General features: G+C 72.9%; 11 protein-coding genes. 7 read left to right on the top strand and 4 right to left on the bottom strand.

Annotated features, from left to right (window positions below; all coding sequences use genetic code 11):
- Positions 1-21 precede the first annotated feature (21 nt).
- Positions 22-303, top strand: coding sequence for a response regulator transcription factor (locus OG570_RS48350; protein WP_442788191.1), 282 nt, complete (start codon positions 22-24; stop codon positions 301-303).
- A gap of 350 nt (positions 304-653) precedes the next feature.
- On the opposite strand, the gene OG570_RS27625 is transcribed toward OG570_RS48350, so the two are convergent.
- Entirely contained in the window at positions 654-1,271 is a 618-nt protein-coding gene (locus tag OG570_RS27625) for a TetR/AcrR family transcriptional regulator (RefSeq protein ID WP_326952098.1), read from the bottom strand.
- 67 nt (positions 1,272-1,338) lie between these two features.
- Here OG570_RS27625 and OG570_RS27620 point away from each other — a divergent pair, with 67 nt between their 5' ends.
- From OG570_RS27620 to OG570_RS27595, 6 genes are all read left to right on the top strand, one after another.
- Entirely contained in the window at positions 1,339-1,965 is a 627-nt protein-coding gene (locus OG570_RS27620; protein WP_326952097.1) for an MSMEG_1061 family FMN-dependent PPOX-type flavoprotein, read from the top strand.
- Positions 1,966-1,968: 3 nt separating this feature from the next.
- On the top strand, positions 1,969-2,859 hold the full coding sequence (locus OG570_RS27615) for a PDR/VanB family oxidoreductase (protein WP_326952096.1): 891 nt from the start codon (positions 1,969-1,971) through the stop codon (positions 2,857-2,859).
- On the top strand, positions 2,859-3,653 hold the full coding sequence (locus tag OG570_RS27610; RefSeq protein ID WP_326952095.1) for a siderophore-interacting protein: 795 nt from the start codon (positions 2,859-2,861) through the stop codon (positions 3,651-3,653). The genes OG570_RS27615 and OG570_RS27610 overlap by 1 nt, the downstream gene beginning before the upstream one ends.
- Before the next feature lie 180 nt (positions 3,654-3,833).
- Positions 3,834-4,706, top strand: coding sequence for an AraC family transcriptional regulator (locus OG570_RS27605; RefSeq protein ID WP_326952094.1), 873 nt, complete (start codon positions 3,834-3,836; stop codon positions 4,704-4,706).
- A gap of 81 nt (positions 4,707-4,787) precedes the next feature.
- Positions 4,788-6,584: a maleylacetate reductase and hydroxyquinol 1,2-dioxygenase domain-containing protein gene (locus tag OG570_RS27600; RefSeq protein ID WP_326952093.1), complete on the top strand. Its 1,797-nt coding sequence runs from the start codon at positions 4,788-4,790 to the stop codon at positions 6,582-6,584.
- On the top strand, positions 6,581-8,326 hold the full coding sequence (locus OG570_RS27595) for an FAD-dependent monooxygenase (protein WP_326952092.1): 1,746 nt from the start codon (positions 6,581-6,583) through the stop codon (positions 8,324-8,326). The genes OG570_RS27600 and OG570_RS27595 overlap by 4 nt, the downstream gene beginning before the upstream one ends.
- A gap of 138 nt (positions 8,327-8,464) precedes the next feature.
- Here the strand turns inward: OG570_RS27595 and OG570_RS27590 are convergent, their stop codons facing one another.
- The 3 genes from OG570_RS27590 to OG570_RS27580 all read right to left on the bottom strand — a co-directional run bounded on the left by OG570_RS27590 (position 8,465) and on the right by OG570_RS27580 (position 14,910).
- Positions 8,465-9,355, bottom strand: coding sequence for a peptidylprolyl isomerase (locus tag OG570_RS27590; protein WP_326952091.1), 891 nt, complete (start codon positions 9,353-9,355; stop codon positions 8,465-8,467).
- A 105-nt stretch (positions 9,356-9,460) separates the two neighbouring features.
- On the bottom strand, positions 9,461-10,876 hold the full coding sequence (locus tag OG570_RS27585) for a M1 family metallopeptidase (RefSeq protein WP_326952090.1): 1,416 nt from the start codon (positions 10,874-10,876) through the stop codon (positions 9,461-9,463).
- A gap of 86 nt (positions 10,877-10,962) precedes the next feature.
- Positions 10,963-14,910 (bottom strand): Pls/PosA family non-ribosomal peptide synthetase, encoded by a 3,948-nt coding sequence (locus tag OG570_RS27580; protein WP_326952089.1) that lies wholly within the window; start codon positions 14,908-14,910, stop codon positions 10,963-10,965.
- Positions 14,911-15,184: the final 274 nt, after the last annotated feature.

Here is a 15,184-nt window from a genome sequence, read left to right as displayed (position 1 = left end):
CCATTCACCCTCGTGCGGCCCGTGGCTCAGCTCGCCGCCGTCCGCCGCGGCCTGTTCCGCCAGCCCGGCCAGGCCGTAACCGCCGCCCGCGCGGCGGCCGCGGCGGCGCTGACCGCGGGCGGCACGCTGACCCCGCGCGAGCGCGACGTGCTGGAACTGCTGGGCGAAGGACTGTCCAATCGCGACATCGCGGCCCGGCTGCGGCTGGCCGAGCGCACGGTGAAGGCGCACGTCGGCAACGTCCTGGCCAAGCTCGGCGTCACCAGCCGGACCCAAGCCGCCCTCGCCGCCCGCGACAGCTAGGCACTGCCGGAGCAAGTCAAGCTCGCGGTCTTCGCGCCCAGGCGGCCCCTGACGGCACGGGCGGCTCACCCGAGTACAACCCCCGGTACGAGGGCGACCCGCCCGCACCGCCAGGATCACGAAGCCCATCGAGCAGACTCACTCCGGCAGCGCCTGGGCGCTGCCGGGCCCGCCCCTGCGCGGGCCCGGCACCACTCCCCGTCCGCCCTCAGGCCCCCCGGCCTTGCTGAGGACGTGCACGCACTCCCCGCGTGCACCTGTGAAACTTCCGGCCACCGACGAGCATTACGTCAGGCCGCGTGCCCTCCCCCGCGCGGAGGAGGACGAAAGTCTTGGACGCTGTTCAGGAGCTAGCCCCTGAGGTAGCGGGTGAGCATGCCGACCAGCTCGTTCTCCAGCCGGTCGAGGTCCACCGGCTCCCGGGACGCGACGAGCTGGTGCACGACCAGCTCCAACGTCGTCACGACCAGCTTCGCGGCCGTCGCGGTGTCGGTGACCCCGACTTCCGGGTGCCGGTCGAACAGGTCACGGGCGAAGGCGATCCGGGCCTGCTCGTACCGGCCCACCTTCTCCAGCAGCTCCTGCGAACGGGGCGCCTGCTCCAGCAGCAGGCGCAGCAGCTGCGGGTCGTCGAGGTGGTGCTCGATCACGAGGTGCACCAGGGCGCGGACGATCTCGTCGAGCGAGCCGGTCAGCTCGTGGCGCTGCTGCCAGCCGGTCGACTCCTCCCCGGAATCCAGGTGCCGGATCAGCAGTTCGGCCAGGATCGCGTCCTTGTTCGGGAAGTACTGGTAGAGCGAGCCGATGGAGATCCGGGCCCGCTCGGCGATGCGGTTGGTGGTGCCTGCGGCGTAGCCGTGCTCGGCGAAAACGTGAGCAGCCGCGGTGAGGATCCGCTCCCGGGTGAGCTCGGCGCGGACCTGGCGGGGCTGTTTACGTGGCTGGATGCGGCGCGGGTCCGACGGCACGGCTCCTCCTGTCGCGCTCCCCAAAAGCGAGTAGCGCCAGATCCGAATGATTGCTCATAATTGTGTCATGACCAGCACAAACATGCTGCGCCGAGTCTCCATGGCCGAGGTGCGGGCGCGGCTTGGCGAACCCGAGGCGATGATCGAGGCCAAGATCCTCGGCCACGTCGACCGGCACGTCCGCCGCTTCATCGCGCACTCCCCGTTCCTCACCCTCGCCACCGCCGACGCCGCGGGCCGCGCCGACTGCTCGCCCCGCGGCGACTACCCCGGCTTCGTGAAGGTCCTCGACGAGCGCACGCTCGCCATGCCCGACCGCGCCGGCAACAAGATCGCCGACTCCTTCCGCAACATCGCCGAGAACGACGGCGTCGGCCTGCTGTTCTTCGTCCCCGGCGTGCGGGAAACCGTGCGCGTCAACGGCCGCGCGTACGTCACCGACGACCCCGACGTGCTCGCCCGGATGCGGACCGAGGCGAAGGAGCCGGACCTGGCGATCGTCGTCGAGGTCGAGCAGGTGTTCTTCCACTGCGGCCGCGCGCTGATCCGCTCCCGCCTCTGGGACCCCGCGAGCCAGGCCCTGGCCGAAGAACTGCCGTCGGCCGGCGAGATCGTGTCCGACCAGCTCGGCGTGGACGTCGACCCGGCGCAGTTCGAGGCCATGCTCGAAGCCGGCTACCGGAAGCTGTACTGACCCATGCAGAAGACCATCCTCGACCGCGTCGAGCGGCTCGCCGACGACGTCGTTTCCCTTGTCCTGCACGGAGACGAAGGACCGCTGACGCCGTGGGAGCCGGGCGCGCACGTCGACCTCGCGCTGCCCAACTGGCTGACCCGGCAGTACTCGCTGTGCGGTGACCCGGGCGACCTCACGAGCTACCGGATCGCGGTCCGCCACGACCCGCTCAGCCGCGGCGGCTCGGAGTACGTCCACCGGTACCTGCGCCCCGGCCGGACGCTCGAAGTCTCGTTGCCGCGCAACCACTTCCCGCTGGAACCGGCACCCGAGTACCTGTTCCTGGCCGGCGGGATCGGCATCACGCCGATGGTGCCGATGCTGCGGGCCGCCGTCGCGGCCGGGGCCTCGGCGACGCTCGTGTACGCGGGCCGATCGCTCGCGACCATGCCCTTCGCTTCGGAACTCCTTGCCGAGTACGGCGACCGCGTCCGGCTGTTCCCCACCACCGAACGCGGCCGGCCGGACTTCGCGGCGTTCAGCCCACGCGCGGAGGTCTACTGCTGCGGCCCGGCGTCGATGCTCGCCGCGGCCGAGGCCGTGTTCCCGCGCGTGCACGCCGAACGCTTCCAGCCCACCCGCCGCGTGTTCGGGCCCGACACGGCGTTCGAGGTCGTCTGCGCCCGCTCCGGGCAGACGATCCAGGTCCCGCCGGACGAGTCCCTGCTCGACGCGCTGACCCACGCCGGGCGCCCGGTGCCATCCGGCTGCCGCGAAGGCGTCTGCGGCAGCTGCGAGCTGGCGGTCGTCGACGGCGAGCCCGAGCACCGCGACGACATCGGCGCGCCGCCCGGCCGGATGTACGCGTGCGTCTCCCGAGCGCTCTCGCCTCGGCTCGTGCTGGACGTCTGATGATCCCGAAGGTCCGCCGCGCGAAGACGCGGAAGATGATCACCCTCGAAGTCCTGGCGAACACAGCGCCGAGCCCGGCGTTCCGGACCCTCACCCTCGGCGGCCCGGAGCTGGCTGAGTTCGAGCCGGCGGGCGACGACCAGGCCGTCCGGCTGTTCTTCCCGCGCGCCGGGCAGGACGGGCTGCGGATGCCGACCCGGGACCACGAGGGCTGGATGGCCGAGGTGCTGCTGATGCCGAAGAGCCGCCGCCCGTGGGTCCGCAACTACACGATCCGGCGGTCCCGCCCCGGCGAGATCGACATCGAGTTCGCCCTGCACGACGGCGACGCCCCGGCCGCCGAGTGGGCCCGTCGCGCCCGCTCGGGCGACCCGGCCGGGGTCTTCGACCTCGGCGTCAGCTACCTACCGCCGGCCGGGGTGGCCTGGCAGCTGCTCGCCGCGGACGAGAGCGCGCTGCCCGCGGTCCTGGCGATCCTCGAGGGCGCGCCCGCCGACCTGGTCGCGGAGGTCTTCCTGGAGGTGCCGGCGCAGTCGGACATCCGGGAGGTCGAGGCCCCGGCCGGGGTCCGGGTGCACTGGCTGCCGCGGCTCCGGCCCGGCCGCCCGGGCGCGCTCGCGCTGCAGGCGGTCCGCGACGCCGACCTGCCGCCCGGCCGCGCCTACGCCTGGGTCGCCGGGGAGACCGCGCTCGCCACCGGGGTGCGCCGCCACCTGGTGCGCGACCGCGGCTGGCCGAAGTCCGGCATCGCGTTCCTCGGCTACTGGCGCCACGGCCGCGCCAGCCCAGGCTGACCCAGACGGTCGGCTCGCGTACCTGCAGAGTCGGCTCACGTACCTGGAGGGTCGGTTCGTGAGCCGACTGCCTGGGTACGCGGGCCGACTGGCTGGGTACGCGAGGCGACTGTTTGAGGACGTGAGCCGGCCCTTCGCGCGGGTACGATCGGGGTCGGCCTCGACGTCGAGGAGGCAGGCGTGGGCGAACTCGGGCTGACCGACACCAACGGCATCCTCGCGCTGCCCTGGGTCCGCCCGGAACGCACCAGCGCCGGCCTCGGCTGGGACCGCGTCTACCTCTCCAAGCAGCGGGAACGCCCGTATCGCGCCGCGTTCGGACCGGCCCGCAGCCACCAGCTGATCCTGCACCTCGGCGGGCCCGTGACGGTCCGGCGCGGCGTCGGGACGCCCCACGAGCAGAGCCGGCGGATGCCCGCCGGCGGGCTGTTCCTGCAGCCGTCGCACGTCGACCTGTCCGTCGAGCTGGGCGGGGAGCTCGACACCGTGCACGTCTACGTCGCCGACGACGCCGTCCAGGAAGCGGCCGGCGGCAACGCGCCCGTGCGGCTCGCCGAGGAGTTCGGCAGCGATCCGCTGCTCGAACAGCTCGTGCTGAGCCTCGACGGCGTCGTCCGCGACTGGGAGCCGAGCGCGCGGACCTACGCCGACCAGCTCGGCGCGCTCGTCGCCGCGCAGCTCGTCCGCCACCACCACGCCGGGCGCGTCCTGCTCCCCGAGCCGGCCCGCGGCCTGTCCGACCGGCAGTTCGCGCGGGTGCGCGACCGGATGGCGGACCAGCTGGCCGAGCCGGCGCCGCTGGCCGACCTGGCCGCGCTCGCCGGGCTGAGCGTCAGCCAGTTCTCGCGGCAGTTCAAGGCCCGCACCGGCCTGCCGCCGCACCGGTTCCTGCTGCGGCTGCGCGTCGAGCAGGCCGGGCTGCTGCTGCGCACCGGCACCGAACCGATCGCCGAGATCGCCGTCCGCTGCGGCTTCTCGCACCAGGAGCACCTCACGCGCGTGCTGCGCGCCCAGCTCGGCACCACGCCGGCCGCCCTGCGCCGGGCGAGCTGAGACGCCGAGACGCGCGTTTCGTGCCTCGACGCAGCACGAACGTGCAGGACCGGGCCCCGACCAGGCCGGATACTCCCTCGCATGACCTCGTTCAGCTACGCCGCGAACCCCGTGCGGGTGGTCTTCGGCTCCCTCGACGACGTCGGCGCGGAAGCCGGCCGCCTGGGACTCGGGCGCGTCCTGCTCGTCGCCGGCCCGCGCTACGGCGACCGCGCCGCCGCCGCGCTCGGCCCCCGGCTGGCCGCGCGCTTCGAGGACGCGGCGATGCACACCCCGGTCGACGTCACCGAGCGCGCGCTGAAGGTCGTCGCCGACCACGGCGTCGACGGCGTCGTGGCGGTCGGCGGCGGCTCGGCCACCGGGCTGGCCAAGGCGATCGCCCTGCGCACCGACCTGCCGCAGCTGATCGTGCCCACGACGTACGCGGGCTCGGAGCTGACGAGCGTCCTCGGCGAGACCGCCGACGGCCACAAGACCACCCAGCGGTCCCCGAAGGTGCGGCCGGAGGTCGTGCTCTACGACGTCGGCCTGACGCTCTCCCTGCCGGTGGCCACCTCGGCCGCCAGCGGGATCAACGCGCTCGCCCACGCCGTCGAGGCGCGCTACGCCCCGGACGCCAACCCGATGACGGACCTGCTGGCCGGCGAGGCCATCCGGCTGCTAACGGACGCCCTGCCGCGGATCGTGGCCGATCCGTCCGATGTGGACGCGCGGACCGCCGCCCTGCGCGGCGCGTGGCTGGCGGGCTCGTGCCTGGACAGCGTGTCGATGGGCCTGCACCACAAGCTGTGCCACCACCTCGGCGGCAAGTTCGGGCTGCCGCACGCCGAAACCCACGCCGTCCTGCTCCCGCACGTCATGGCGCACCTGGGCCTCGACGACGCGAACGACGTCTTCGAGCTGACCGCGTCCCTGCCGATCCCGCACTCGCTGGCCGAACTCGGGCTCACCGAAGCCGATATCGCCGACGAGCCCGAGGCGGACCTGCTGCGCCAGGCCCTGAAGGGCGCCCTCACGACGGCTCCCCCGGTGCTCGCGGCGCTCACGAAGCAGGTCGTCGAGAGCTTCGCGGGCGCGCCGGACCGCGTCCGCGAGCTGCTCACCGACCTCGTCGAAACGCTGCACGGCTACGCGATCCGCACCGACCTCACGCAGGAGGAGTGGGAGTACGCGATCGGGTTCCTGACCCGCACCGGGCAGATCTCCGGCGACACGCGCCAGGAGTTCATCCTGCTGTCGGACACGCTCGGCGTGTCCAGCGTCGTCGACGTCCTGACCAACTCGCGCACGCCGGACACCACGCCGTCGGCCGTGCTGGGCCCGTTCTACGTCGAGGGCCCGCCGGAGACGCCGCAGGGCGCCGACCTCGCGGCGGGACTGCCCGGAACTCCACTGTGGACGGACGTCCGGATCACCGACACCCACGGCACCCCGGTTCCCGAGGCGGTCGTCGACGTCTGGCAGTCCAATGAGGACGGTTTCTACGACGTCCAGCTGCCCGATCTCGACGGACCCGTGCTGCGCGCCCGCTTCCGCACCGACGCCGACGGCCGGCTGCGGTTCTGGACCATCGTGCCGAGCGCGTACCCCATCCCCGCCGACGGGCCGGTCGGGCAGATGCTCGACGTCGTCGGCCGCCACCCGTACCGGGCCCCGCACGTGCACTTCATGATCGCCAAGCCCGGGTTCCGGACGCTGATCACGCAGCTGTTCGTCCGCGGCGGCGAGTACCTGGACTCCGACACCGTGTTCGGCGTCAAGGACGGCCTGATCGTCGACTTCACCGAGCAGTCCGGGCCCGCCCCGGACGGCCGCGAGCCCGGGCTCTGGCGCCGGCTCGACTTCACTTTCCGCATCCAGCCCGGGAGCACGAGATGAGCTACGACACCGACGTCATAGTGATCGGCAGCGGCCCCGCCGGGGGTTCGGCGGCGCTACTGCTCGCCACCTACGGCGTCCCCACGGTGCTCGCCACCAAGTACGGCTGGATGGCCAACACGCCCCGGGCGCACATCACCAACCAGCGGACCATGGAGGTCTTCCGCGACCTCGGCGTCGAGGACAAGGCCCTCGCCGTCGGGACGCCGCCGGACCTGATGGGCGACACCGTGCTCTGCACGTCGCTGACCGGGCCGGAGATCGGCCGGATCGCCAGCTGGGGCACCGGCGCCGGGTCGGCCGCCGAGTACGGCGCCGCGAGCCCGTGCCACATGATCGACCTGCCGCAGACCTACCTTGAGCCGATCCTGGCGAGCGAAGCCGCCGCGCGCGGCGCGAAACTGCGGCTGGACACCGAGTTCCTCGACTTCACTCAGGACGCGGACGGCGTCACGGTCCGCTTCCGCGATCGCGTGCGCGGCGACGAGTTCTCGTTGCGCGCCAAGTACTTGATCGGCGCGGACGGCGCGCGCAGCCGCGTCGCCGAGCTGGCCGGCCTGCCGATCGCCGGGCAGACCGGCAAAGCGGGCAGCATGAACATCACGTTCACCGCGGACCTCGCGCCGTACGTGGCCCACCGGCCGAGCGTGCTGTACTGGGTGATGCGGCCGGGCGCGCACCTCGGCGGGATCGGGATGGGCCTGGTCCGGATGGTGCGGCCGTGGAACGAGTGGCTGCTCACCTGGGGTTACGACATCGAGCAGGCGCCGCCGGAGGTCGACGTCGAAGAGGCGACGCGGCTGGTGCGCGACCTCGTCGGCGACCCGGACCTCGACGTCGAGATCACCTCGACGTCGCTGTGGACGGTCAACCACAACTACGCGACGGAGTACCGCACCGGCCGGGTGTTCTGCGCCGGGGACGCGGTGCACCGGCACCCGCCGTCCAACGGGCTCGGGTCGAACACGTCCATCCAGGACGCGTACAACCTGGCGTGGAAGCTCGCGATGGTCGTGCGCGGCGAAGCGGGCGAAGGCCTGCTGGACAGCTACACCGCCGAGCGCGCGCCGGTCGGCAAGCAGATCGTCGACCGGGCGAACCTCAGCCGCGACCAGTTCGGGCCGATCTTCGCCGCGCTCGGCATCGCCGGCGACACCGACTCCGACGGCATCACGGCGGGCCTCGAAACCTGCCTCGCGCCGACGCCCGAGGGCGCGTCGAAACGGCGTGAGCTGGAGAAGGCGATCGAGCTGAAGCACTACGAGTTCAACGCCCACGGCGTCGAGATGGACCAGCGTTACGTCTCCGGCGCGGTGCTGCCCGACGGCGTCGCTCCGGTGGCGTCCGAGCGTGATCCCGAGCTGTTCCACCGGCCCAGCACCGAACCGGGCGCGAAGCTGCCGCACGCGTGGCTGGTCGGCCCGCACGGCCGCCGGGTGTCCACTTTGGACGTCGTCGGCGGCGGCCGCTGGACGGTGCTGACCGGCCTGACCGGCACCGCGTGGGGCGACGCCGCGGCCAAGGTGGGCGCGGAGCTGGGCCTCGACCTGCGGACGGTGCGCGTCGGCGACCCGGAGGTCCGCGACGCCTACGGCGACTGGTCCCGCCTCAGCGGCATCGCCGAGGACGGCTGCCTGCTGGTCCGCCCGGACGGCTACATCGCCTGGCGCAGCCACACGTCGTCCCCCACGGCCGTCCCCACCCTCCTGGCCGCCCTCCGAGACCTGCTGGACCGCCCGTGATCAGAAGGTCAACTCGCGTGATTGCCGGGTCAACTCACGTGATTGAAGAGTCGACACGCGCAGCATCCGGCCTCACACGCCGTGTCGACCCTTCAATCACGCGTGTCGGCTCCTCGATCACGCGTGTCGGCGCTTCCCTCACGGGGTGGTGATGGCGGTGAAGGTGACCGGGGTCTTCGGGGGGCCACTGCCGTCGCCGATGCCGGGCTTGGACGTGTCGACGCCGGCGGCGGCCACCTTGTCGAGGACCGCCAGGCCGGCGTCGTCGATGCTGCCGAACACCGTGTACTCCGGCGGGATCTGCGTGTCGCCGAAGACCAGGAAGATCTGGGAGCCGCCCGAGTCGGGTTCGGACGTCTTGGCCATCGCGAGGATGCCGCGGCCGTAGGTCAGCTCGGGGAACGTCTCGTCCTTGATCGTGTAACCCGGGCCGCCGGTGCCGTCACCGGCCGGGTCGCCGCACTGGAGCATCTGCAGCCCGTCCACCACCGAGAGCCGGTGGCACGACGTGCCGTCGTAGAACCCCTGCTTCGCCAGGCTCAGGAAGTTCACCACGGTGCACGGCGCCAGCGCGCGGTCCAGCGTCAGCCCGATGGCGCCCGCGCTGGTCGCGAGCCGCACCGCGACGGTGCCCGACGACGGCACCGGGCCGTCCGGCGGCGGCGTGGCCGGTTTCGGCGCGGGCGAGCCGGGAGCGGGGGTGAACGCGCAGGTGATCGGGTCGGCGAGCGGCCGCGGCCGTTTCGGCAGCGGAGCACGGCCGCCGGGCAGCGGAGCCGAGGCACTCGGCGAAGCGAGCGTGGCCGGCGGCTGCGACGAAGACGGCGACGTCGGGAACCACACGCCGTCGGCGTTGCCCTCCGGCTTCCGCAGGAACCCGGGATACCCCCAGGCCAGGAACGCGAGCACCATTACGACGACCACGACGACCGAGCCGGTGATCAGCACGACGGCCGCCGGCGACGTCTTCTTCGGCGGCGCCGGCGGTTGCCACTGCGGATACCCGTAGGGCGGCCCCGGCTCGCTCATCAGCGCTCCCCTCGTCGAAGGCCCATTCTGCCGGGAAGACCACCCGTCCGGGTGAGAACGGCCAAGGGAACTCCCCCGGCCGGAAGCGTTCGACCGCATCGACGGCTAGGGCAGCGGCGGCAGCGCCGGGGTGTCCAGCCAGCGCGTGAAGAACGTCCCCAGCGAGCGGCCCGCGTACTCCTCCGCCGTCGCGATGAACGCGGCGGTCGTGACGAGCCCGTGGCGGTGTTCGGTCGTCCACGCCTTCAGCACCGCGAAGAACGCCGGGTCGCCGATCTCCGCCCGCAGCGCGTGCAGTGTCAGCGCGCCGCGCTTGTAGACGCGCTCGTCGAACATCCGCGCCACGCCGGGGTCGGCGACCCGGACGTCGGCCGGCTTGGCCTTCATCCGGGTGTGCCACGTGCGGGCCAGCGACTGGGCCGACTCGCCGCCGGACTCCTCCGACCAGAGCCACTCGGCGTAGGTCGCGAAGCCCTCGTTCAGCCAGATGTGGCGCCAATCGGCCACGGTCAGGCTGTTGCCGAACCACTGGTGCGCCAGCTCGTGCACGACGAGCCGCTCGTACGTGCGGCGGCCGTCGACGTGGTTGGCGCCGAAGATCGACATGCCCTGCGCCTCGATCGGGTCGTCGAGATCGTCGTCGGTCACGACGATCTGGTACTCGCCGAACGGGTACGGGCCGAACAGCCGCTGCAGGACCTCCATCATCCGGCCCTGCCTGCCGAAGTCGTGCTCGAACGGCCGGCGCAGCCGCGGCGGCACGGCGGCGCGCTGCGGCACGGTCTCGTGGACCGCCTCCACCTGCCCGCTCGCGCGTCCGATGTCGATGCTCAGCCGGCGCGCGGCCGCGCCCACGCGCGCGAACCAGCCGCCGCCGCTCAGGTCGACGTCGTCGTAGCGGCCGATCTGCACGCTCATCAGGTAGGTCGCCGTCGGCTCGTGGCGTTCGAAGACCCACTTCGTCGTGCTGGCCGAGGTGTAGCGGTCGACCAGCTCGCCGGTGACCGCGACCAGGTACGGCGACGACGTCGTCACGCTCACTCGGTAGGTCGCCTTGTCGGACGGGTGGTCGTTGCAGGGGAACCACGACGGCGCGCCGACCGGCTGGCTCGCCACGAGCGCGCCGTCGGTCAGCTCGTCCCAGCCGACGTCACCCCAGCGGCTCCCCACCGGGCGCGGGTTGCCGACGTAGAAGACCTCCACGGTGAACTCGCTGCCCGCGGCGATCGCCTTCTGCGGCTTGACGTGCAGCTTCCGCACGCGCTTGAGGTACTTCGCGGGCTTGCCGTCGACCAGCACGCGGGTGATCCGGAACTCGCCGAAGTCGAGGCTGACGCGGGAAAGCGCCTGCGTCGCCTCGGCGGTGATCACCGCCGACGCCGACAGCCGGTTCGGCGCGACCTTGTAGTCGAGGGTCAGGTCGTAGTGCCGGACCCGGTAACCGCCGTTGCCGTGCGCGGGGAGGTAGGAGTCGCCGGAGGTGTCCGCGCCGGGTGCGGGAGCGGAAGCCTTCGAGATCACCCGTGCCGGACCTTTCCTCGCGCGTACTTCGAACCAGGCTCGCACGGAGGGGTGATTCCGTGCGAGCCGGGTGGTGACTTCGTGACCTACTTGCCCGTCCAGGCGGAGATCGGGTTGCCGAGCCAGCGGGAGTCGGGCGGCACCTCGTCGCCGCGAGTCACCAGGGACCCGGGGCCGACCGTGGTGCGCGCGCCGATGCTCGCGCCCGGCAGCACGATGCCGTGCGGGCCGAGCGTCGCGCCCTCGTCGAGGGTCACCCGCGACATGCTCATGATCCGGTCGTGGAACAGGTGCGTCTGCACGACGCAGCCGCGGTTGATGGTCGCGCCGTCGCCGAGCTCGACGAGGTCGGCCTCGGGCAGCCAGTACGTCTCCAGCCACACGCCGCGGCCGATCTTGACGCCCATCGTGCGCAGCCAGGCCGCCAGCAGCGGCGTGCCGCCGAGGGACCCGATCAGCCAGGGCACGGCCAGCGTCTCGACGAAGGTGTCGGCGAGCTCGTTGCGCCAGACGAAGGAGCTCCACAGCGGGTGGTCGACTTCGCGGAACTTCCCGACCAGCAGCCACTTCATGACGGTCGCGGTCAGCGCCGCGACGATCCCGGCGGCCAGCAGGGCGGGCCCCGCGAGCAGCACGGCGACGCCGAACCCGAACACCGACGCGGCCTGCAGCAGGCCGAACGCGACGGTGACGCTCAGCGCGACCCCGCACATGACCGGGATGATCCGGCACAGCTCGACCAGCGCCCGGGCCGCCTTGAGGTGCAGCGCCGGGGTGTAGGTGCGGCTCGTGTCGGCGTCGCCGATCGCGCGGCGCACCGGCAGCGGCGGCATGCCGAGGTACGACGAGCCCTTCTTCGCCCGCAACGGCGTCGAGGACAGCACACCCACGAGCCCGCGCTTCGGCACCGAACGGCCGGGCGCGGTCATCCCCGAGTTGCCGAGGAAGGCCTGCTTGCCGATCCGGGCCGGGGCGACGTGCAGCCAGCCGTGGCCGAGCTCGTAGGTGGCGACCATGGTGTCGTCGGCCAGGAACGCGCCGCTGTCGACCTGGGTCATCTTCGGCAGCGCGAGCACCGTCGACGCCTCGACGTTGCGGCCGACCTTGGCGCCGAGCAGCCGCAGCCACACCGGCGTGAACAGGCTGGCGTACAACGGGAACAGGCCTTCGCGGGCCATGCTCATCAGCCGCTCGGTGGCCCAGACCTGCCACGCGACGCGGCCGTGGACCGGGTGGTAGCCCTCGACCATGCCGATGCTCAGCGCCCGGACGCCGGCGAGCACGAACAGCATGTACGTCAGGAAGTACGCGGCGGTCGCGACCGGCACGAAGATCAGCGCCTGGGTGAACGCGGCCAGGAGCGTCGGGGCGCCGGCGATCGCGTGACCCAGCACCGCCACGCCCGCGAGCGCGGCCAGGCCCGGCAGGAAGCCGAGCAGCACCGAGGTCACGCCGTAGACCGCGGCCCAGAAGTGCGACCGCGGCGGGCGGCTCGACGGCCACTTCAGCGCGTCCTTCGCGTCCTTGCCGTCCTTGCCGACGGGCGCGGCGGGCGAGCCGGCCCAGTGCTGGCCGGCCTTCACCGCGCCGCGGACGGTCGACCCGGCCGCGATCTCCGCGCCCTTGCCGATGCGGACGCCGGGGAACAGCGTGCTGCGCGCGCCGATCCGGGCCTCCGCGCCGATGCGCACCTTGCCGATGTGCACGCGGTCGCCGTCGACCCAGTGGCCGGACAGGTCGACCTCGGGCTCGACGGCGGCACCGCGACCCAGCTTGAGGAACCCGGTGACCGGCGGCGGCGAGTGCAGGTCGACGTCCTTGGCGATGCGCGCGCCGAGGGCCTTGGCGTAGGTCGTCATCCAGGACGCGCCGGCGACGCTGTCCGCGCCGCTGAACTCGGCGAGCTTCTCGGCCGTCCACAGGCGCAAGTGGACGCTGCCCCCGCGCGGGTAGGTGCCGGGCCGCACGCCGGAGAGCAGCACGCGCGCGCCGCCCGCGGCGATCGCGATGCGCCCGGCCGGGCTGAACAGCACGGCCCAGGCCAGCACGAGCCACGCCCAGTTCAGCGTCGGCGCCCAGGCGAAGCCGAGCAGCGACAGCACGTTCGACAGCGCGGCGGCGAGCGTCGCCCAGCGCAGGCCGGCGAGCCCCATCAGCGGGACCATCAGCAGCGTCTGGATCACCCCGGCACGGCGCTTCGTCGGCGCGATGTCCCGGCGTTCGGTGGCCTGGCCGCTCAGCGCGTCCAGCATCGCGGCCAGTGCGCCCAGCTTCGGGTAGGAGTAGATGTCGGCGACCGACACCTGCGGGTGGCGGGTGCGGATACGCGCGACGACCTGGGCGGCGGTCAGGCTGCCGCCGCCGTGGGTGAAGAAGTCGGCCTTCGGGTCGTCGACCGACACGCCGAGGATCTCGGCCCAGCCTTCGGCGAGCCACGCCTGCGTCGGGGACAGCCCGGCGGCGTCCACTGTGGACAGCGGCCACGGGAGGGCGTTGCGGTCGACCTTGCCGGACGTGCGGGTGGGCAGGTCTTCGACGACGGCGAGCAGCGGCACCAGCGCGGCGGGCAGGTGCTCGCGCAGCCGGGTCGCGGCTTCGTCCTGCCGGAAAGGCACGCCGGGCGCCGGGACGACGTACCCCACGAGGACCTGGTTGCCGGCCTTGGTGCGGCGGATCGCGGCGGCCGCGCCCTGCACACCCGGCAGGGCCTGCAGCGCGGCGTCGACCTCGCCCAGCTCGATGCGGCGGCCGCCGAGCTTGACCTGCTCGTCGAGCCGGCCGAGGAACAGCAGGCCCTCGCGCTCGGCTCGGACCATGTCGCCCGAGCGGTAGGCGCGCTGCCAGCCCAGCGACGGCAGGGCCGCGAACTTCTCGGCGTCCTTCTCGGCGTCGAGGTAGCGGGCCAGGCCGACACCCCCGATGACGAGCTCACCGGTCTCGCCCATGGCGACCGGCTGCCCGTCGTCGTTGACCACGGCCAGCTGCCAGCCCGACAGCGGCAGGCCGATCCGGACCGGGGCCTCGCCGGTCAGCTGCGCGGCGCAGGCGACGACGGTGGCTTCGGTGGGGCCGTAGGTGTTCCAGACTTCGCGGCCTTCGACGGCGACGCGCTCGGCCAGCTCCGGCGGGCACGCTTCGCCGCCGAAGATGAGCAGGCGGACGTCTTCGAGGGCGTCGGCGGGCCACAGCGCGGCCAGCGTCGGCACGGTGGAGACGACGGTGATGCTCTGCGCGACCAGCCACGGGCCGAGGTCGACGCCGGTGCGGACCAGCGCGCGCGGCGCCGGCACCAGGCAGGCGCCGTGGCGCCAGGCCAGCCACATCTCTTCGCAGGAGGCGTCGAAGGCGACGCTCAACCCGGCCAGCACGCGGTCGCCCGGGCCGATCGGCTCCTCGGTGAGGAACAGCTCGGCCTCGGCGTCGACGAACGCGGCGGCGGAGGCGTGCGAGACCGCGACGCCCTTGGGCTTGCCGGTGGAGCCGGAGGTGAAGATGATCCAGGCGTCGTCGGCCGGGCCGGGGACACCCTCGCGCCCGCCGGGCGTGCTGTGGACGTTGATCTTGCCGTCGGTGGCGACCGCCGCGACCTGGGCCTCCTCGAAGACCAGCTCGGCGCGCTCGTCCGGGTCGTCCGCGTCGACCGGCACGTAGGCGGCGCCGACGGACAGGGTGGCGAGGATCGCGACGTACAGCTCGGCGGTGCCGGAGGAGATCCGGACGCCGACGCGGTCCCCGACGCCGACGCCGTACCCGCGCAGGCGGCGGCCGTAGACGTCGATCTCTTCGAGGAGCCGGCGGTAGGTCAGGGTGGTGGTGCCGTCGTCGATCGCGGCGGCGTTGGGGTGGCGCTCGGCCGTGGCGGCGAGGACGTCGAGCAGCGTGCGCTCGCTCGCGCCGAGCCCGGACCAGAAGAGGGCGCGGTCGGCGACCGGAGCGGTCGACGGCGCGTGCGTCACCTCGGCGACGCACGGCAGCGGCGCGGTGATTTCCGACGAAGATTCGGCCGGTGCACCAGGTTCTGCGGTGACGGTCATCGCCCGGACACCCCGAGCGTGACGAAGACGTGCAGCAACGAACTATGGGCGCGCAAGCCCATCACTCACCTTCCGCGAGCCTCTATCGGGCTTGCACTCCGGAATGAGGCGCCCGCAACGACCCTCAACCATACCCGCGGATCAAGGAAAGATATCTCCTGGGTCACGGCGGAGTGTCGGACCTCACGCCCCGGACGAACCCGGGTGCGAAGCAGGTCACACGCGTGATCGGCCGGTCGACCCGGCGCCCGGCCGAAGATTCGTCCGGGCGCCG

The sequence above is a fragment of the Amycolatopsis sp. NBC_01286 genome (genome assembly GCF_035982555.1).
GTDB lineage: Bacteria > Actinomycetota > Actinomycetes > Mycobacteriales > Pseudonocardiaceae > Amycolatopsis.
Note: the sequence above shows the minus strand (reverse complement) of the source record. Positions and strands in the feature narration are given on the sequence as shown.